The following is an 18,980-nucleotide window of genomic DNA, read 5'->3' as shown; positions in this document are numbered from 1 at the left end:
TGTAATATATAATTTTTACAAGCCACTGGGCGATATCGTCAAAGTGGCTTTTTTATGTTTTTTGAGGTTTAAATGTCTAGCAGCATTAGTGAGCAAATTAATCATCTTCGTACCCTATTAGAGCAGCACAATTATAATTATTATGTGCTTGATACCCCAAGCATTCCCGATGCTGAATACGATAGGCTATTACGCGAACTCAGTGCGCTTGAAACACAAAACCCTGAATTTTTATCTGCTGACTCACCGACTCAAAAAGTAGGTGGCGCAGCGCTTAGCAAGTTTGAGCAAGTTGCTCATCAAGTGCCAATGCTATCGCTTGATAATGCGTTTAGCGAAGATGAATTTACGGGCTTTAATCGCCGAATTAAAGAGCGTTTAATGAGCACCGATGAGCTTACTTTTTGCTGTGAGCCAAAACTTGATGGGTTAGCAGTGTCTATTATTTATCGTGATGGAGTGTTGGTACAAGCTGCAACACGGGGTGATGGCTTTACAGGCGAGAATATTACTCAAAATGTAAAAACAATTCGTAACGTCCCCCTTAAGTTGCGTGGCGACTACCCCAAAGAGCTTGAAGTGCGTGGTGAAGTATTTATGGACAGCGCTGGGTTTGAAAAGCTAAACAATGAAGCGCAAAAGCGTGGCGAAAAAGTATTTGTAAATCCACGTAATGCGGCGGCAGGTAGCCTACGCCAGCTAGACTCTAAAATTACCGCAAAACGCCCACTGATGTTTTATGCATACAGTACTGGTTTGGTTGCTGATGGCTCAATTCCAGAGGATCACTTTCAGCAATTAGAAAAGTTAACTGATTGGGGCTTACCCCTTTGTCCAGAAACAAAGCTGGTGGAAGGGCCACAAGCTGCACTAGATTATTATGATGATATTTTAACGCGTCGCAGTGAGCTTAAATATGAAATTGACGGCGTAGTAATAAAAGTTAATAAAAAAGCCCTACAAGAGCGTTTAGGCTTTGTAGCGCGGGCACCTCGTTGGGCTATTGCCTATAAATTTCCGGCGCAAGAGGAAGTCACTCAACTCCTTGATGTAGAGTTTCAAGTTGGTCGTACAGGTGCAATTACGCCTGTTGCTCGTTTAGAACCTGTGTTTGTAGGCGGTGTAACGGTGTCTAATGCGACGCTTCACAATGGTGATGAAATTGCTCGGTTAGGCGTGAAAGTCGGCGATACGGTGATTATACGCCGTGCTGGTGATGTGATTCCGCAGATAACACAAGTTGTGCTTGAACGCAGGCCCACAGATGCAAGAGACATTGTGTTTCCATCAGCTTGCCCTATTTGTGACTCCCATGTAGAAAAAGTAGAAGGGGAAGCTGTAGCCCGTTGTACTGGTGGCCTAGTATGCCCCGCGCAGCGCAAGCAAGCTATAAAGCACTTTGCCTCGCGTAAGGCACTAGATATAGATGGTCTTGGCGATAAAATTGTTGATCAATTAGTGGACCGTGAGCTTATAAAAACTCCGGCTGATTTATTTATATTAAAGCAAGGTCACTTTGAATCACTTGAGCGCATGGGGCCTAAATCGGCTAAAAACTTAGTTACTGCTTTAAATGAAGCAAAAGCCACTACGCTTGCTAAATTTTTATATTCACTCGGTATTCGAGAAGCCGGTGAGGCTACGGCACAAAATTTAGCGAATCACTTTTTAACGCTAGAGAGTATTATTAGTGCTAGTGTTGAAAGCCTCACACAAGTAAGCGATGTAGGTGATATTGTAGCATCGCATGTACGAGGTTTTTTTGATGAAGAGCACAATTTAGCGGTGGTCAATGCGCTTATCGAGCAAGGTGTTCATTGGCCTGCGCTAAGCGCACCGTCAGAGGATGAACAACCGTTAGCGGGGCTTACTTATGTACTTACAGGTACGCTAAATACGCTTAACCGCAATGATGCTAAAGCGCGCTTACAACAGCTAGGTGCAAAGGTGTCAGGTAGTGTATCTGCTAAAACTGATGCTTTAGTAGCGGGTGAAAAAGCCGGTTCTAAACTCACAAAGGCTCAAGATTTGGGGATAGACGTGCTTACAGAGGATGATTTAATCGAGCTCCTTAAAAAGCATAACGGCTAGGAAAATAGTAATGAGCCAATACGGACCTCAATACTGGGATAAATACGGGAGTTATCGCACGCCTGTTGCGTTTCACTTAAGTGTAGTGGTGTTGCTGCGTGCTTATTTTATTTGGGTTATTGCGGCACTGAGCCGACGACCAGAGCTTGACTTAATGTCGTTATTTTTTAGATCTAAAAGCGACTTTTTTATTGCTATTGCCATTGGCAGTATTGCGATATTACCTACGTTGTTATTTTGCTTGCGCCGCCCTCGCGATTCACATAAAGCCACTGACAGATTAGCGAGTATTTGGCGGCATATGCGCTGGCCATTAATTGTATGCGCGCTAATAGATTTAACGTGGCTAATAGTACAAGCGGCACATAGCCATTACCGGTTTTCACTTTTTTTAGCGGTGCAAATGGTTATTGTTTTTTGGGTGCTTTGGTATTTAGTTAAAAGTCGTTATTTAACCGTGTTTTTTAAAGATTGGCCTGAGCCAACAGAAAAAGCATCAGATGACAAAAAAGATCTTAAAAAGGATTCATAGTGGACTCAGTAAACAAAAAAATAGCATTAATCATTGCACTCATCGGTTTTGTGCTTATTGGTTTAATGTTTGCTTTTGAGTTATTTGAAGTTATGTGGTTTAAAGTGTTGATAGGGGTTTGGGTGTTTGTATTTTGTTCAAGCATGTATAGGCTTACACCATTATTTAAAGCGCGAAACCGTTTAGAGCACTTTGTTCAACGCGATGCGCAGCACTTACTAGTGTTTAGCCTAATGGGCTTTTTTGATAAAAAACATGGTCCAAATTGGTTGGTTATACAAAGTATTGAGCGCGTAGTGAGTAAAGATGACGAGCTAATTATTTGTAGCAATAATGACCGGCAACTAAGTGTTAGCTTACCCGTTAAAAAAGCGGAATTAGAGGCGTTTATGCAGCGTATTTTTACTACTGCAGAAAAGCAAACTATTACCTTTGAACAAGCTTGATCGCGGCGTCATTCATCCACGTAACAATAAAAAGATTTAGCCATATAACCTGATCTTTGTTTTATATAAATTAATTATCTAGAGGCCAGATTATACACCCTATTCGTAATACAGGTTTTCATGAGGTTACTATGTTGAAATGGAAAGATGTGATTAACTTTGCCAATAATGGCAACCCTGCACCCAGTAAAAAAGTCATTAAAATCGATGAACAATGGCGTGAACAATTATCAGAAAACGAATACTACGTAACTCGTATGAAGGGGACAGAGCGTCCTGATATGTCTGGCAGTTGTACATTACTAGAGCCCGGTAAATATGTGTGTGTTTGTTGCGATAATTTATTGTTTGATGCTGACGAAAAATTTGAAAGCGGAACAGGCTGGCCTTCATTCACTCAGCCAGCAACGATAGAAGCAATTGGCTATGTACGCGACGTCAGCCATGGCATGGAGCGTGTAGAGGTTGTATGCAACGTGTGTGATGCGCATTTAGGGCATATATTTCCAGATGGCCCACTACCAACGGGCCTTCGATACTGCGTAAATGGTGCAGCAATGAAAAAGCTTTAGTCTTTGAGGTTTAGCTTCATCTCTTTTGCTTGATTCATAATTTTATCTAAGCGCTGCGCTTGATCTGCTGGCAGGTCAGATTTGTCCAATAAGGCGTAGCATTTTTTAGCAAGTCCTATATTCAATGAGCTGCCACTTTGCTTGGTCGAATCAAACAAGCATTGTAATAAATTAAGTGCAATGCTTTGATTGCGTGGCATAACTCTAAACGCATGCGTAAATGCTTCAAGTGCTGTGTTTAATTGCCCTTTGTTAAATTGGGTTACCGCATGGTTATTAAGTTCTTTTGGCCCCATTTTAATGTCACGTCGTTCGCTTTGTTGTTGCTGTATATAACGTAAGTAGGTGGGTTCGCTGGTATTTGGGTGTCTTTCACAATGATTAATTATTTGCGAAAATAACATTTGCGCCTTTTGATGAAACCCTAGCTCATGAAAGGCTTTTGCTTTATCAAGTGCGCCATCTACTGAGCGTATTATAGAGTCGTCATCTTCTAATTGTTCAATGAGCTTTTTAGCTTTTTGATGCTCATCTTTTAAATAATGAAGCCGCGCATTAAGCACATCAATTTGCGATTGATTCGTACTGTTAGGAAATTGGGTTTTTAAATCGTTTATATACTTATTTGTCTGCCTTGAAATTCGCTGCACTTGATCGGTTTGATCCGTTGTTAACGCAAAATCGATTCCTGCTCGAGCCGCATTTAAGTAAATGTCGGGATGATCGTAAATAGAGTGCTTAGCAAAGTTTGCTATATCTTTTTGTGTGAGGTAGTTTTTTTCGTAGTCGTGATTAATTAACGAGACTGTACTTAACGATTTTTGACGCGATATATTACGTGGCGCAATTGTGGCAGCTTGGCTCAAAAAATCTTGTGCCAATTCAAATTGATTGAGTTTTATTTCTAACCGGCCTAGTAAGTCTAATGCAACAAGGCGGGTTTCTTGACGTTCTAGCATGGTTTTTAACATGCGCTGCGCCAAAATGTGCTCGTTGTTAGCTATAAGCGCTTCAACTAGCCCTACCTTTGCCCAAGCAAACTTTTGAATGTCGAGCACGGATTTAAAAAAATCTTTGGCCTCTTGAGCCCGCTTTAACCGAAGAAGAGCGTCACCTTTCAGGCGAAGTAAGATAGGGCTGTAATTATTGTCTTTTCTTTCAAGTGCGGCATCAATATATTTTACTGCTTTTGAATCATTGCCATCATCAATAAGCGTGTATACGGTTTGAAGATCGTGTTTGCGCTTTAAAATACGTTCAATTCGGGTCTTGAGTTCTTGCCCTGTAAAAGGTTTGACTAAAAAATCATCCGGTTGAAGCTCAAGTACACTGTGTACTAATGAGCCACTTGTTTCAGCTGAAATAAAGATAAAGCCAGTGGAGTTTTTTATAAGTTTTTTTACTCTTAGCTCTTCGTACAATTGGTAACCGTCTTGGTGTTTGTTTAAATTAAACGAACAAACAATTAAATCAAACGATTCACTTAAACATTGCTCTTTGGCTGAATTTGCATGATCGGCAAAACTCAACTGCCGAAAGCCGAGCCTTTCTAACGATTGTTTCATATAGCTTTGAGCAAGCGGTTGCTCTTCGACTATTAGTATTTTGGCTTTTGAAAATATCTTAGTTGGCATTGGCTTAAGCGTTATCACTTTTAACACAGACTATAATCAACAGTTTAGCTGCTTACAAGAGAATTTAAATGCTAGCTGTATTTATTAGGTAATTAGGTTTAACTAATACGTTTATATGGTCATAAAGTGTCATTTTTATCCAGTGCTGTAATAACGGGTTATGTACGTATTTAAATAGGTACTAAATAATAGGGCGTGGTTAATCTGTTATTACTAGTAAAGAAAGGCGATGCTCTTTTTTATAATAAATCTAAATATTCAAATAGGAATTTAATAAAAATAGGAAAGGAATTAAAAATAGATATCGAGGAAGTATTTATATGTGGTGGGTGATACTGGACTTGAACCAGTGACCCTCGCCTTGTAAGGGCGATGCTCTCCCAACTGAGCTAATCACCCACATATAATAGGTATTACTTTTTTAAAATTATCAATTAATCGGTTAGTATAATTTGGTGGGTGATACTGGACTTGAACCAGTGACCCTCGCCTTGTAAGGGCGATGCTCTCCCAACTGAGCTAATCACCCAAATTATATATTTAATATGCACCATTCTAAGAATGGTGGGTCGTACTGGACTTGAACCAGTGACCCTCGCCTTGTAAGGGCGATGCTCTCCCAACTGAGCTAACGACCCATATTAAATTTTAAAACGCGACTATCAATATAATAGATTTATATGTGGTGGGTGATACTGGACTTGAACCAGTGACCCTCGCCTTGTAAGGGCGATGCTCTCCCAACTGAGCTAATCACCCACATATAAATTAAAACGCTACTATTAAAATAAATAGTACTGGACTTTAACCAGTGAACCTCAACGCTACCTTTGAGTAGTGAAGATGCTCTCTTTTTTCTAAACTGAGTAATGACCCATTTAGATTTTTGTAATATGCACCATTCTGAGAATGGTGGGTCGTACTGGACTTGAACCAGTGACCCTCGCCTTGTAAGGGCGATGCTCTCCCAACTGAGCTAACGACCCATATTACATGCTACTACCTGTAGTAAGTAGTACTGGACTTTAACCAGTGAACCTCGCCATCTTTTATAAAAAGCGGTGATGCTCTCATTTCTTGTAACTGAGCTAACGACCCATATTACAATTTAAACTACTATTTTTATAATCGATTTTATATGTGGTGGGTGATACTGGACTTGAACCAGTGACCCTCGCCTTGTAAGGGCGATGCTCTCCCAACTGAGCTAATCACCCACATATCAATTAAAACACGACTATCAAAATAAATAGTACTGGACTTTAACCAGTGAACTTCTCTGTTACATGTAAATAGCAGTGATGCTCGCTTTTTCTAAATGAACATAGAGTCCGAATAGAATTTAGATGCGAACACTTTTAAAAGTGGTGGGTGATACTGGACTTGAACCAGTGACCCTCGCCTTGTAAGGGCGATGCTCTCCCAACTGAGCTAATCACCCGCATCTAAACAACATCACATTGCTGCGTTGTTGTGGGGCGCTATTATAGATAGAGTTGAAAATGTGTCAACACTTGAATGACAAAAATGTACTGAATGAAGGTTTTATAAACAACAAGATATGAAGGGCGTCTATTTTATAGTCAAAACATGTTCGGTAGCGTAATTGCGTGGTGTATTTGTAGTGTTTATAAATCACATTAGTGGCTAATCTAGTTTTTAGAGGGAATATACAAGCGATTACTTTTCATTGTTGAACATTTAAACCTTCTTTAATAAGAATATATTTTGTTACCTCTCTAAAAAGTCATAACAAATAAATTAAACAAAATAGAAAAAGTATTTTAAAGTGTAACTATAAAAAGCATGTGTGTTTTACTACATTTACCCAACTGGCCTGTTTTTATGAAAGTGCGATGTTAGGTCGGTAATTTATAAATTATATTTGCAATGTTTGAATTGCATATAAATGTATACCTTTTGAGGGTAGGGTAGTGAACTACAATTCACTGACTAGCAACGCTACATAAAATAAAAGTGTAGGGGAGTCGCATTAGGGCAATGATTTTAATCAAATTGTGTTTTTTAGCATGCTTGATAGCCAGTTTGTTGAAAATTAAACCATTTAAATAAAGCTGGATAAAAAACTGTTGACTTTATTTTGGGTGGTGCATAGAATGCGCCCCGCACTAAGCAATACACGACGTAGTTATTACGGTGAGTGTTGATTAAGTTGGGGCTATAGCTCAGCTGGGAGAGCGCTTCGCTGGCAGTGAAGAGGTCTGCGGTTCGATCCCGCATAGCTCCACCAATTACTAGTGTTTGTCCTAGGGTAGCAGTTTTCTGCGTCCCCATCGTCTAGAGGCCTAGGACACCGCCCTTTCACGGCGGTAACAGGGGTTCGAATCCCCTTGGGGACGCCATCTAGCTTTAAGCTAGAGGTGGTTTTACCAAGAGAATAGCATAACAATTAAAGCTCGAGTCTTTACTTGTATTACATATGCATTACCTTAGCAACTCATGATGTGAGTCAAACTCATCAAATGTCCTAGTGACACATTTATGTGTCCCCATCGTCTAGAGGCCTAGGACACCGCCCTTTCACGGCGGTAACAGGGGTTCGAATCCCCTTGGGGACGCCACTTACTATTTTAATAGTTAGTGTAGTGTTATTAAGAAAGCTCGCCTGAATCGAGTTAAATTATTCAGTTGTCCTAGTGACACATTTATGTGTCCCCATCGTCTAGAGGCCTAGGACACCGCCCTTTCACGGCGGTAACAGGGGTTCGAATCCCCTTGGGGACGCCACTTACTATTTAATAGTCAGTGTAGTGTTGTTAAGAAAGCTCGCCTGAAACGAGTCAAACCATTCAGTTGTCCTAGTGACACATTTATGTGTCCCCATCGTCTAGAGGCCTAGGACACCGCCCTTTCACGGCGGTAACAGGGGTTCGAATCCCCTTGGGGACGCCACTTACTTATTCAATAGGGAAGTGAAGTGTTGTTAAGATATCCACAGATTTTCTTCTAAAATTAGTTATCATTTTCTCTTAAAGATTAAGTGTTTACACTTAGTTACAAAACCATAGTAATTTCACTTCAATACAACTTGTTGTAACTCTACTTAGTCCTTAAACTCATTGAGTTAATTAAAAATGGACTAAAAAATGAAACTCTCAAAAATAGCACTTGCAGTATTATTAGCATCAGGGTTAGCTGCTTGTAATAGCTCAACCCAAGCAATTGATAAAAATACCGCGGCAGAAGTATCAATTCCAGGCGTTACACTCATAGAATCTGTTCAAGCTAATCCTAACGATATCAACATACCTTATAAAAAATATAAACTTGATAATGGTCTAACAGTTATCGTTCATGAAGATCATTCAGATCCACTAGTGCACGTTGATGTTACCTACCATGTTGGATCTGCTCGCGAAGAACTTGGTAAGTCAGGTTTTGCTCATTTTTTGAGCATATGATGTTTCAAGGATCTGAAAATGTTGCTGACGAAGAGCATTTTAAAATAATCTCAGAGGCAGGTGGTACTTTAAATGGAACTACTAATTCAGATAGAACAAATTATTTTGAAACAGTCCCTGTAAATCAGTTAGAAAAGATGCTGTGGTTAGAGTCTGACAGAATGGGCTTTTTATTAGATGCTGTGACTCAGGAAAAATTTGAAGTACAACGCGAAACTGTAAAAAATGAACGAGGTCAACGAGTCGATAATCGTCCTTATGGTCGTTTAGGTGAGCGCATGGCACAAGCAATGTATCCCGATGGACATCCGTATTCGTGGCCTGTTATTGGATTTATGGACGATCTAAATCGTGTTAATGTTAATGATCTAAAAGCATTCTTTTTGAAATGGTATGGTCCTAATAACGCAACGCTTACCATTGGTGGAGACATCAACGCTAATGAAATATTGCCATTAGTTACTAAATACTTTGCGCCAATCCCAAAAGGCCCTGAAATACCTAAAGTTGAAAAAAAAGCGGTAACACTAAATGCTGATAGATATATATCGATGGAAGATAAAGTTCATTTACCTTTACTGGCAATGAGTTTTCCAACGACTTATGCTCGCTCTGAGGATGAAGCACCACTAGATATACTTGCCGAAATTTTAGGTGGTGGCAATAACTCATTACTTTATAAAAACCTAGTAAAAACTCAACTTGCAGTTCAAGCTAGTGCCAATCACCCATGCCAAGAGTTATCTTGCTCAATTAGTATTTATGCTTTACCAGACCCCACATCAGGTAAAACGTTAGCTGATATGGAAAAAATTGTACGTGATTCATTTACTGAATTTGAAAAGCGCGGTGTTACACAAGACGATTTAGATAAAGTAAAAGCAAAAATAGAATCGGGTGCAATATTTGGCTTACAAAGCGTATCCGGAAAGGTATCTCAACTTGCTGCATCAGAAACATTTACGGGCAATCCAAACTCAACGAAAGCTGAAATTGCACGCTATAACAGTGTGACAAAAGCAGATGTTATGCGTGTATTTAATCAATACATTAAAGGTAAACCTTCAGTTATTATGAGTGTAGTTCCAGAGGGACAAACTCAACTTATAGCCGCTCCAGATAATTTTACTCCTAAAAAGCATGATTTTGGGGGCCCCTCGACAACCTCTGCTGATGATTTAGTCGCCCGAAGAGCTGTTGATACATTTGATCGAAGTGTTCAGCCTGTAGCGGGTGCAAACCCTGCTGTAGACGTACCTGCGCTTTGGCAAACTAAGACCGACAACGGTATTAAAATATTGGGCACTCAAAGCAGTGAAACACCCACTACAGCTGTATTCATTAAAATACCGGGTGGCTTTTATAACGAGCAGACCAGTAAAGTGGGTTTATCGTCGATGACTGCATCGTTAATGAGCGAGTCAACGCAAAACTATACTACAGAGGAAATGAGTAACGCGCTTGAAAAACTGGGTAGCCAAGTAAGCATATACGCTGATAAAACACACACAAATGTATATGTTTCTACCTTGACTAAAAACCTAGACGCAACATTAAAGCTTGTTGAAGAAAAGTTATTTAGACCAGCATTTAATGCCGATGATTTTGAGCGTAATAAAAAGCAAATCATTCAAAATATTCAACATTCAATGAAGGATGCTGGGTATTTAGCATCTAATACATATAGCAAATTACTATATGGCGACAATATAGCTGCACTTCCAAGTTCTGGAACGCTTAATAGTATTGAGGCTATTACATTAGATGACGTTCAAGCTTTTTATAAAGCCAACTTTAAACCACAAGGTGCTCAAGTCATTATAGTGTCAGATTTAAGTGAAGCTGATGTTGAACCAAAAGTTAAATCAGCACTTGCTAATTGGCAAGGGAAAGGCCAAAGTTTTGATGTAGACTTTACCGAGCCTAACGTTCAAACAAACGTAATTTATCTTGTGGATAAACCTGGTGCGCCGCAATCACAAATTCGTATCGGTAAACGCGATATGGTTGAAGATATTACAGGTGAATTTTTTAAAGCTAATTTAATGAACTTTGCGCTTGGTGGTACTTTTAACAGCCGTATCAATCTAAATTTACGAGAGGATAAAGGCTATACATATGGTGCTCGTTCACGTTTTTGGGGTGATAAAACATCAGGTGGTTTTACAGCCTCTGCAGCAGTAAGAGCTGATTCGACTGCTGCGTCTATTACAGAGTTTACTAATGAGCTTAATAACTACGCTCAAAACGGTGTAACAGACGAAGAGCTGATGTTTATGCGTAAGGCAATTAACCAAAAAGATGCGCTTAAATACGAAACCCCTAATGCAAAACTTAGCTTTTTGGCACAAATTTTAGAGTTTGATTTAGAACCTAATTTTGTAAAAGAAAGAAATAAGATTGTTAGCACTATTAGTAAAGAAGAAATTAATGCTTTAGCTAAAAAGCACTTAAATGCTAAAGATATGATTTACCTAGTGGTTGGAGATGCAAAGACATTGCGTCCAGAGCTTGAGAAATTAGGTATGAAGGTTGTTGATTGTAGTCTTTAATATTTAATTGAATAATCGGTATGATAAAGCAGCTTTTTAGCTGCTTTAATTTTATCTCTTCTCTATTCAGGGCTTATAAATATTTTACTTGTTAACCTATATAAAACTTCCAGAAAAAGAGGAGGATTTATGGCAAGTGGATGGGCGCGAGATGGCGCAATTCAAGAGCAAATAGATGCAAGTGTTAACGATGCAGTGCAATACGCAAGAAGTAACCTAATTTCAGGAGCGAGCGCTGAGCTTTGTGATGAGTGTGACGAGAAAATACCACAAGCAAGAAGGCTAGCATTACCAGGTGTGCGCTACTGCATTTCATGCCAAGCGGAATTAGAAGGGCTACCAAGTAATTCTAAGGCGTTTAATCGCCGTGGTAGTAAAGATAGTCAACTACGATAAAGGTGCCAAAGGCACCTTTTTTTATGGGTAAAATACCACACATTATTATTTATGATTTTTTCTGAATAAGCTCAATTGCATACCCATCAGGGTCTTTAACGAATGCAATTTGGGTTGTCCCACCTTTAACTGGGCCGGGTTCTCTACTTATATTTCCACCTGCCGCTTTTATGTCATCGCACGCTTTATATATGTCTTCAAATTCAATGGCGATGTGCCCGTAGGCGTCTCCTAAGCTGTAACTACTTTGATCCCAGTTGTATGTTAGCTCAAGGACGGTTGTATCTTTTTCGTCGCCATAGCCTATAAAGGCCAATGTATATCGGTACTCTTCATTTTCAGAGCGACGTAGCTCTTTCATACCAAGAACATGCGTGTAAAACGCAATGGATTTTTCTAAATCTGTAACGCGAAGCATAGTGTGTAATAAGCGCATTTAAGTAACCCTAAACTTTATTTGAATGTCGTCGGCCTTTCATTCAGACGTTTTGAAACACGTTTTTTAGAAAAGGCGAATTGCTTTGTTAGTTTGAGATTATATGAGGGCAGCACATGTTTATTACAACCAATAAAACGTCCATTTAGTATTTAAGTATGAATAAATAAAACATTTATTATTTATATGTAAGTTAACAAATTAACTTAATAACCAATTTTTAATAAAAATACGACTGGTCAGCCAATTTTTACGCTTATTGGTCAACCTGTTACTAAAAGTTTATTTTAATATTATTTAACAATGCTTTTACACGAAGAGTTAGGTTGTCGGTTTTATCTTGTTGTAATTGTTGGGTGTTTTTATTTCCATTAGCATTTGGTTGTAACTGGCTAATTTACAAAAAGTAACTTATTGGTTGACAATAAACGCATTTGGTCATAATTTTTTAGCGTTTTAACCAGTTGCAAGTAAATAAATTCGTCTTTTCTGCTATACCTGCGGCGCCAAGTTAGGAAATTGGTATATCACTCAGAGTATGTATACTGAGTTTTGGACAAGCACCAATGAATAACATTAAATCCACTTAATAAAGCCTCTTCAGCAATATTTACCATCGACTAAAAATAGAGAGTTAACAACGCGTTTAACGCTTGAATTGAAAAATTTTATTTGAACTTGTGATTTTTTCGCAGTTGCTGCGAATAACTAGGTAATAAATTAAGTAGATATTATTTTAGGCTCGATATGTTTTAAATAGTATTTAAAACATATCGAAGGCATACCCGTAAATAGGGCTAGAGTGCTTTATGCTATTAAATAAACAAACTTTAAAGTCTTAATATTATGAAATTAAGAAAAAGTGATGGATTAACCAGTAAATGACCACAACTAAAAAAACACAATTTGCTCAAGCAATGGAGCAACATAAAGGCATTATTTATAAAATTGTGAATTCTTACTGCCAAAACAAAGATGACCGACAAGACTTAGCCCAAGAAATATTAACAACAATGTGGCTAGCTTATGATAATTACAATAATGCTTATAAATTTTCAACGTGGATGTACCGAATTGCGCTGAATGTAGCTATATCTTATTACCGAAAAGACAGTCGGCGAGAAGATAAAGCAAATGAAGAGTGCATAGTGAAGATTGCTGACTTATCGCAAGAAGATGAGAGCAACGAGGTGGTAAAGCAGTTATATGAGTTTATTGGTCAACTCGATAAATTAAATAAGGCGATTATGCTCCTTTATTTAGAGAGTGAATCTTACGAAAGCATAGCGAATAGCTTAGGGATCAGTAAAACCAATGTTGCTACGCGAATTAGTCGAATTAAACACACATTAAAACTTCAATTTGAAACACGGGATTCTTAACATGAATTTAGATAACTTTAAAAGCGCTTGGCAACAACAAAGCACTGATACACATAGTGCTATTGAAATTAATCAAGCAAAGCTTGCTGAAATAAAAATAAATAAACAAATAAAAGCTCTTAATAAAATGAAATGGGCACGAATAATTGAAAGCTGTGTGTTTCTTATTATTATTGTACTGTTGTGGAAGTATATTGCTGCAGGCTTTACTTTTTCAGCGCCAATAATTTCAGGCTTTGTCCTCAACCTGTTTGCCATCATTGGGCTTGCAGGAAATATTGGCCAAATTGTTTTAATTTCAAACATTGACTATTCAAAACCAGTTAACCAACTACAAAAAGATTTTTACCGTGTTTGTTCTCATAAATTAGAATTGACCAAGTTGCTACTTATGTCAGTTCCCTTTTATCTTGCTTATGTTTTTATTGGGTTTGATCTACTTTTTGGAATTGATTTATATCAGTATTTAGAGCTGCACATGATTTGGTTTTACTCTTTGTCGTCAGTACTGCTTTTTATAGCTACAGCATGGGTATTTGCTAAATTAAATTATAAGAACATTTCTGAGAAATGGGTTAATGCGAGTGTTCAATTTATTGTTGGTAAACGTTTGGTCACTATGGCTGAGTTTTTAAATAGCTCTGAGTTAATAGAAAGTTAGTTATCAAATGCTGTGTTTGTGTAGAAAATAGTTAATGATTTTTTTGCATAAACTCTTTAGATAATTGATTTTTCTGTAATTAAGCTGCCAAGTTTTTTCATCGCTTCTATACTACGTAAAACGCGTAGTTTATGAGTTAGAAGTAGTGCCTGCCAGTAAAAATAATCTAGAGCAAGAAAACACAAAACTAAAGCGAGCGATTGCTGAGCTTACTTATGAACGAGATAAGTACAAAAAAATCTTTGACGCTTCGGCCGACGCGTATTCAGTTATCGATTTAAGCTCAGGTAAGTTTATAGAATGCAACCAAGCAGCTATTGATATGCACGGTGTTAATAGCATGGGCAACTTTTTAAACCTTAGTCCTGCTGACTTGTCACCCGAGTTACAACCCTGTGGTAATCGTTCAGATGTTTTAGCTAAAGCGCATATAAATTGCGCCATAGAACAGGGCTTTCATAGTTTTAAATGGATACATTCACGTTTAGATGGCACAACGTTTAACTGTTTAGTTAACTTGACTGGATTATTCATAGAGGGCACTCAATTAATATTGGCGGTTGGTCGAGACATATCCGATATAGAAATAGCCCAAAAACAAATCAGTACCGAAGCTTCAGAAAAGCAGCGATTTAAACAAGCATTTTTGGGAGAAAAAGAAAAGTTTGAAAAGTTTGTTGATTTGGCACCCGTTGGTATTGCAATTAATTCAATATCTGACGGCAGCTTTGAGTTTGTGAATGAGGAGTTTGGCAGAATCACAGGCTATAGCGTTGATGAGTTAAATCAAATGGACTATTGGCAGCTCACCCCTGAAAAGTATGAGAAGCGAGAACATGAACAGCTAGAATTACTTGCTAAATATGGCCAGTATGGGCCGTATCAAAAAGAATACATACATAAAAATGGGCATGTATATCCCGTATTATTATCGGGTATAAAAATTACAGATAGCAAAGGTGAAACATTTATTTGGTCTGTCGTTCAAGATATATCTCATCAAAAGCAGAGTGAGCAACAAATTAAAACGGCGAAAGAAAAAGTGGATTCCTTTGCTTTACGAATGCAATTAGCCAATGACTCTGCGGGTATTGGTGTTTGGGAGTTAGATTTAAAAACAGAAAAATTAGTATGGGATTCTTGGATGTATAAATTATACGGCATCTCAGAGTTAGAGTTTTCCTGCACATACCAAGCATGGCTTGATAGAGTTCATGTTGATGACGTTGAACATAATGAACGTATGTTGGATGAAGCAATCAACGGGGTAGGCATTTACGACCCAGAGTTTCGCGTTGTACACCCTGATGGAAATATCCGGACAATTAAAGCAAGTGCAGAGATATTGAGAGATTCGCATGGTGCAGCCATAAAAGTAGTTGGTGTAAATTACGATGTAACCGAAAAAGTAGATGCAATAAGAAAATTGTTTGATGCAAAGTTAGCTGCTGAAAATGCTGCACAATCAAAAAGTGACTTTTTGGCTAATATGAGTCATGAAATTCGCACTCCTATGAATGCAATTCTAGGTGGTTTGCAACTGTTAAAAAATATTAATTTACCTGAGGAATTAAGGGCAGTACTTAAAAATGCCTCTTATTCGGGACAAAGCCTTTTAACTATTATTAACGATATTTTAGATTACTCTAAGATAGAGTCCAACCAACTACAGTTAGAAAAAGCATCATTCTCATTAACTGAGGTATTAAATTCTATAACCTATGACTTAGACTCCTTAGTTAGTGAAAAACGTATCGGCTTTACCGTAAATAAAGATGAAAGTTATTACGAATATTGGGTAGGTGATTTAGTTCGAGTTAAGCAAATACTATTAAATTTAAGCTCTAATGCGGTTAAATTTACAGATAAGGGAAGTGTTAAAATAAACGCGAGCAGTAAAGTTTTTGAAGGTAAAGAGGCTATATACCTAGAGGTTGTAGACTCAGGAATAGGTATGAGCAAGGAAGTTACTGAGCACATTTTTGAGCGGTTTACTCAAGCAGACTCATCTACAATCAGAAAATATGGTGGAACAGGACTTGGCATGTCTATCACTATTAGTTTAGTTAAAATGATGGGCGGCGAAATTGATATCCAAAGTAAGCAAGGGCTTGGTACAACTGTCACGATTAAATTACCATTACCTAAAGCAAATAACATAGCAGATAAAGCCCCTAAAAAATCGTTTAAAGCGCCTAATTTACAGGGGAAAAAAATTCTTGTTGCCGAAGATAACAGTATTAATCAAGTGTTGATTAAAGCCATGATGGCTAAAACAAATGCCGATATTACAATTGTCGAAAATGGTTTACTTGCGTTTGAGGCAGTTCAACTAGAGTTGTTTGATTTGGTATTTATGGATATTCATATGCCGGTTATGGATGGGATTGAGGCTAATCAACAGATAAAAACAATACTGCCAAATTTGCCTATTATTGCGTTAACAGCCAATGTAATGGATAAAGACGTAAAACATTACTACCAGCAAGGTTTCATCTTTCATGTACCTAAACCAATCGATATCAACGAGTTATATGGCACACTCAGGCGTTGTTTGTATTTAATCGGTTAATTAATGTTGGCTATATAAAATAAGGCCTGTCCAATAGAAAAGTATTTGGTTTTGAAAATAACATCAGCAGGGTTTAAAAACTGCTGACAAATTTCTCGTAGAATATTGTATGTAATACTAATCCGCAATAATACTTAATCATTTTTCGAGGCTAAACATGTCGCTACCTGCGTTACAAAATGTTCATTTAGAGCAACTAAATAGTGATATTTTTGCCTAGCTATCAACACGTTTTTCCAGCCTCAAAATAGCTCACTTAATTAAGTGAATGGGTAAAATACTGGTTATTTTTCTATTTTACCTTTTAGAACATAAATTTCACCATCAAAGCTACCTTGAATAGTTAACCCTTGACCGGCAAGCTCTTTTAAGTATTCGATATGTTCTTCAGTGATGTGTTGCCCTGGAACTAATAACGGTATACCTGGAGGATAGGGGGTAACTAAACCAGCACAAATACGATTATTGCTTTTAGCAATAGGCACCGACTCGCGTTCGCCATAAAAAGCATCGCCTGGAATACACGCTAAATCGATGGCTGGTAAGCTTTCTGGCAAGCGAGAGCGCCTTGTTGATTTGGCTAGTTTTACTCTCCCACTATCAAGTTTTTTTAATGCATTGTATAAACGAATAATCTTCGAACGAGTACCACCAAGCGTTAATAATACCAAAATTGTACTGTGAGTGTATTTTTCTATTTCTAGGCCAATTTCATCTAATAAAAACTTATGAATGTCTTTTAATGAGTAGGGTAATTCACTAATATCGATAAGGATTTTTAGTGGATCGTGACCCATATTATCTTCACTAAAGTGTGGAAATATTTCCATAAAATCGTCTTTACCCAGCACTTTAATGTATTTTAACGATGCCATTTGTTGTTTAAATTCGTCGACATGGTTTAACAAGGCATTAAGTAATTTATAGCCTTCCATTTCCAATTGTTTTTGGCATACGTCAAGCGAGGCAATAAGCTGATACTTGGGCGATGTACTGGCGTAAATACTGTAAATTTCTCTAAAAAAATCTGCATCGAAGTCTGGATCATTCACATGAATATAAGACGCCTGTGAAAACGCCGATACCACTTTATGTGCTGAATGAGTGACATAATCGGCTCCAGCATGAATGGCTGAGTAGTAACGCAGGCTCGGGTGAAACAAAGAGTAAGCAAACCAGGCTTCGTCAATGAATACTTTAATGCCGTGTTGATGGGCAAAATCCACAACTTGTTTTAAATCGCTTAATAAACCATCGTAAGTACAACCGGTAAGCACCAGTAGTTTTGCATCGGTATTTTGCTCTATTGTTTGTTTTATATCGGCTAACGAAGGTGGCGCAAAAATACCATATTTAGGGTTTAATATACTCGATAAATAAATGGGTAAACTGGCTGATTGCAAAATGCCATAATGAACAGATTTATGACAATTACGGTCAATAATGACCTTATCCCCCTTACGTAACAGGGTTTGTAAAATAATTTTATTTGAAGTAGAAGACCCGTTAGTAACAAAGTAGGTATGCTTTACCTCAAACGTTGCAGCTGCAGATTCTTGAGCACGCCCAATGGTATTGGTGCTATCAGATAAAGAGCCTAACGAATCGACAGATACCGACAGATCGCCAACAAACACATTGCGGCCATAAAACTGATAGAAGTCTTTAATATAAGGCGAGTTTCTAAAGCTAGAGCCACCACTATGGCCCGGTGTGTGCCATGAATCGTTCGACTCGCCAACATAACGGCGATACGCAGTCCAAAACGGGGTTTCTGAACGGTCGTCAAAGTCGTTGATCATATAGCCTAAAATAGCTTCGGGGTCAGAAATAACCTCGTCTTTAAAGAAAAACGATTCAATTTCTTCTGACTCGTTGACTATTTCCAGTCCTTTAGTATCATCGCCAATTACATAAACTGGAAGCTCTAATCGAATGGCTTTTAACTGCTCAATAAAGCGGCTATACGTTCTCTCGCCAACCTTGTTTTGTAAATCCCAACTAAGTACAACAGCCTGAATATCACCATCTTCTTCAACACTTGTTATCGCATCTTTAAGCGTAAAACGCTCAAGAATATCGATATGGATATCGTCTCGCTCAAAATTTGGTATCGCTTTAGAGAGATTTGTAGACAACTCTTTTAAAGTGGCTTGGTCTTGCTCAATTAATAATATACGCAGTAAAGGCAACATAGGGGTTTTCGTAATAAAATCTTATAATACTCAGTAGCATAACCAATGCATTGGCACTTGTGAAATTAATACTTTGTAAATGTGCATTA

General features: G+C 38.0%; 11 protein-coding genes, 12 tRNA genes and 1 pseudogene. 14 read left to right on the top strand and 10 right to left on the bottom strand.

Going from position 1 to position 18,980, the window contains the following annotated elements:
- Positions 1 to 72 precede the first annotated feature (72 nt).
- The 4 genes from ligA (at position 73) to msrB (ending at position 3,641) form a co-directional block, all read left to right on the top strand.
- Positions 73 to 2,091 carry an NAD-dependent DNA ligase LigA gene (gene ligA / locus PS1M3_RS10550; RefSeq protein ID WP_203984118.1) on the top strand — a complete coding sequence of 673 codons (2,019 nt, stop codon included), beginning with the start codon at positions 73 to 75 and terminating at the stop codon, positions 2,089 to 2,091.
- Between the two features lie 10 nt (positions 2,092 to 2,101).
- Entirely contained in the window at positions 2,102 to 2,623 is a 522-nt protein-coding gene (locus PS1M3_RS10545) for a DUF2919 domain-containing protein (RefSeq protein ID WP_138741031.1), read from the top strand.
- Positions 2,623 to 3,069, top strand: a complete 447-nt coding sequence (locus PS1M3_RS10540; protein ID WP_138741030.1) for a hypothetical protein — start codon at positions 2,623 to 2,625, stop codon at positions 3,067 to 3,069. Before PS1M3_RS10545 ends, PS1M3_RS10540 begins: the two co-directional genes overlap by 1 nt.
- Before the next feature lie 131 nt (positions 3,070 to 3,200).
- Positions 3,201 to 3,641 carry a peptide-methionine (R)-S-oxide reductase MsrB gene (gene msrB, locus PS1M3_RS10535; protein WP_203984116.1) on the top strand — a complete coding sequence of 147 codons (441 nt, stop codon included), beginning with the start codon at positions 3,201 to 3,203 and terminating at the stop codon, positions 3,639 to 3,641.
- Here the strand turns inward: msrB and PS1M3_RS10530 are convergent.
- The 8 genes from PS1M3_RS10530 to PS1M3_RS10495 all read right to left on the bottom strand — a co-directional run bounded on the left by PS1M3_RS10530 (position 3,638) and on the right by PS1M3_RS10495 (position 6,716).
- Positions 3,638 to 5,275: a response regulator gene (locus tag PS1M3_RS10530; RefSeq protein ID WP_006794530.1), complete on the bottom strand. Its 1,638-nt coding sequence runs from the start codon at positions 5,273 to 5,275 to the stop codon at positions 3,638 to 3,640. The two genes, msrB and PS1M3_RS10530, sit on opposite strands and share 4 nt — an antisense overlap.
- Before the next feature lie 323 nt (positions 5,276 to 5,598).
- A tRNA-Val gene (locus tag PS1M3_RS10525) sits at positions 5,599 to 5,674 on the bottom strand.
- Positions 5,675 to 5,728: 54 nt separating this feature from the next.
- Positions 5,729 to 5,804: transfer RNA gene (locus PS1M3_RS10520), tRNA-Val, on the bottom strand.
- 33 nt (positions 5,805 to 5,837) lie between these two features.
- A tRNA-Val gene (locus PS1M3_RS10515) sits at positions 5,838 to 5,913 on the bottom strand.
- 45 nt (positions 5,914 to 5,958) lie between these two features.
- Positions 5,959 to 6,034, bottom strand: a tRNA-Val gene (locus PS1M3_RS10510).
- A 151-nt stretch (positions 6,035 to 6,185) separates the two neighbouring features.
- Positions 6,186 to 6,261: transfer RNA gene (locus tag PS1M3_RS10505), tRNA-Val, on the bottom strand.
- A gap of 155 nt (positions 6,262 to 6,416) precedes the next feature.
- A tRNA-Val gene (locus tag PS1M3_RS10500) sits at positions 6,417 to 6,492 on the bottom strand.
- Positions 6,493 to 6,640: 148 nt separating this feature from the next.
- Positions 6,641 to 6,716: transfer RNA gene (locus PS1M3_RS10495), tRNA-Val, on the bottom strand.
- Positions 6,717 to 7,450: 734 nt separating this feature from the next.
- On the opposite strand from PS1M3_RS10495, the gene PS1M3_RS10490 reads away from it, so the two are divergent.
- The 7 genes and pseudogenes from PS1M3_RS10490 to PS1M3_RS10460 all read left to right on the top strand — a co-directional run bounded on the left by PS1M3_RS10490 (position 7,451) and on the right by PS1M3_RS10460 (position 11,645).
- Positions 7,451 to 7,526: transfer RNA gene (locus tag PS1M3_RS10490), tRNA-Ala, on the top strand.
- A gap of 36 nt (positions 7,527 to 7,562) precedes the next feature.
- Positions 7,563 to 7,638: transfer RNA gene (locus PS1M3_RS10485), tRNA-Glu, on the top strand.
- A 143-nt stretch (positions 7,639 to 7,781) separates the two neighbouring features.
- A tRNA-Glu gene (locus PS1M3_RS10480) sits at positions 7,782 to 7,857 on the top strand.
- A gap of 90 nt (positions 7,858 to 7,947) precedes the next feature.
- Positions 7,948 to 8,023 (top strand) — tRNA-Glu (locus PS1M3_RS10475).
- Positions 8,024 to 8,112: 89 nt separating this feature from the next.
- Positions 8,113 to 8,188 (top strand) — tRNA-Glu (locus tag PS1M3_RS10470).
- Between the two features lie 194 nt (positions 8,189 to 8,382).
- Positions 8,383 to 11,249: pseudogene (locus tag PS1M3_RS10465) on the top strand (M16 family metallopeptidase).
- A gap of 129 nt (positions 11,250 to 11,378) precedes the next feature.
- Positions 11,379 to 11,645: a DksA/TraR family C4-type zinc finger protein gene (locus tag PS1M3_RS10460; protein WP_203984114.1), complete on the top strand. Its 267-nt coding sequence runs from the start codon at positions 11,379 to 11,381 to the stop codon at positions 11,643 to 11,645.
- Between the two features lie 49 nt (positions 11,646 to 11,694).
- On the opposite strand, the gene gloA is transcribed toward PS1M3_RS10460, so the two are convergent.
- A complete protein-coding gene (gene gloA, locus PS1M3_RS10455; protein WP_010558060.1) occupies positions 11,695 to 12,081 on the bottom strand; it encodes a lactoylglutathione lyase in 387 nt (128 codons plus the stop codon).
- A gap of 881 nt (positions 12,082 to 12,962) precedes the next feature.
- Between gloA and PS1M3_RS10450 the strand changes: the two genes are divergently transcribed.
- From PS1M3_RS10450 to PS1M3_RS10440, 3 genes are all read left to right on the top strand, one after another.
- Positions 12,963 to 13,463 carry an RNA polymerase sigma factor gene (locus tag PS1M3_RS10450; RefSeq protein ID WP_203984112.1) on the top strand — a complete coding sequence of 167 codons (501 nt, stop codon included), beginning with the start codon at positions 12,963 to 12,965 and terminating at the stop codon, positions 13,461 to 13,463.
- 1 nt (position 13,464) lies between these two features.
- Entirely contained in the window at positions 13,465 to 14,124 is a 660-nt protein-coding gene (locus PS1M3_RS10445) for a hypothetical protein (protein ID WP_203984110.1), read from the top strand.
- A 145-nt stretch (positions 14,125 to 14,269) separates the two neighbouring features.
- Positions 14,270 to 16,696 carry a PAS domain-containing hybrid sensor histidine kinase/response regulator gene (locus PS1M3_RS10440; protein WP_203984107.1) on the top strand — a complete coding sequence of 809 codons (2,427 nt, stop codon included), beginning with the start codon at positions 14,270 to 14,272 and terminating at the stop codon, positions 16,694 to 16,696.
- 284 nt (positions 16,697 to 16,980) lie between these two features.
- On the opposite strand, the gene PS1M3_RS10435 is transcribed toward PS1M3_RS10440, so the two are convergent.
- The gene (locus PS1M3_RS10435) at positions 16,981 to 18,891 is read right to left on the bottom strand and encodes an aminotransferase class V-fold PLP-dependent enzyme (protein WP_008131420.1); all 1,911 of its coding nucleotides are present in this window, start codon (positions 18,889 to 18,891) and stop codon (positions 16,981 to 16,983) included.
- Positions 18,892 to 18,980: the final 89 nt, after the last annotated feature.

It is taken from the genome of Pseudoalteromonas sp. PS1M3 (genome assembly GCF_016865405.1).
GTDB lineage: Bacteria > Pseudomonadota > Gammaproteobacteria > Enterobacterales > Alteromonadaceae > Pseudoalteromonas > Pseudoalteromonas marina.
The sequence above is the reverse complement of the archived record's forward strand: the minus strand, read 5'-3'. Positions and strand labels throughout refer to the sequence as shown.

Bases quoted from the DNA above. Each gene is read 5' to 3' on its own strand.
- gloA (WP_010558060.1), bottom strand. From the start codon at position 12,081: ATGCGCTTATTACACACTATGCTTCGCGTTACAGATTTAGAAAAATCC.
- PS1M3_RS10450 (WP_203984112.1), top strand. From the start codon at position 12,963: ATGACCACAACTAAAAAAACACAATTTGCTCAAGCAATGGAGCAACAT.
- PS1M3_RS10445 (WP_203984110.1), top strand. From the start codon at position 13,465: ATGAATTTAGATAACTTTAAAAGCGCTTGGCAACAACAAAGCACTGAT.
- msrB (WP_203984116.1), top strand. From the start codon at position 3,201: ATGTTGAAATGGAAAGATGTGATTAACTTTGCCAATAATGGCAACCCT.
- PS1M3_RS10545 (WP_138741031.1), top strand. From the start codon at position 2,102: ATGAGCCAATACGGACCTCAATACTGGGATAAATACGGGAGTTATCGC.
- PS1M3_RS10460 (WP_203984114.1), top strand. From the start codon at position 11,379: ATGGCAAGTGGATGGGCGCGAGATGGCGCAATTCAAGAGCAAATAGAT.
- PS1M3_RS10530 (WP_006794530.1), bottom strand. From the start codon at position 5,275: ATGCCAACTAAGATATTTTCAAAAGCCAAAATACTAATAGTCGAAGAG.
- ligA (WP_203984118.1), top strand. From the start codon at position 73: ATGTCTAGCAGCATTAGTGAGCAAATTAATCATCTTCGTACCCTATTA.
- PS1M3_RS10435 (WP_008131420.1), bottom strand. From the start codon at position 18,891: ATGTTGCCTTTACTGCGTATATTATTAATTGAGCAAGACCAAGCCACT.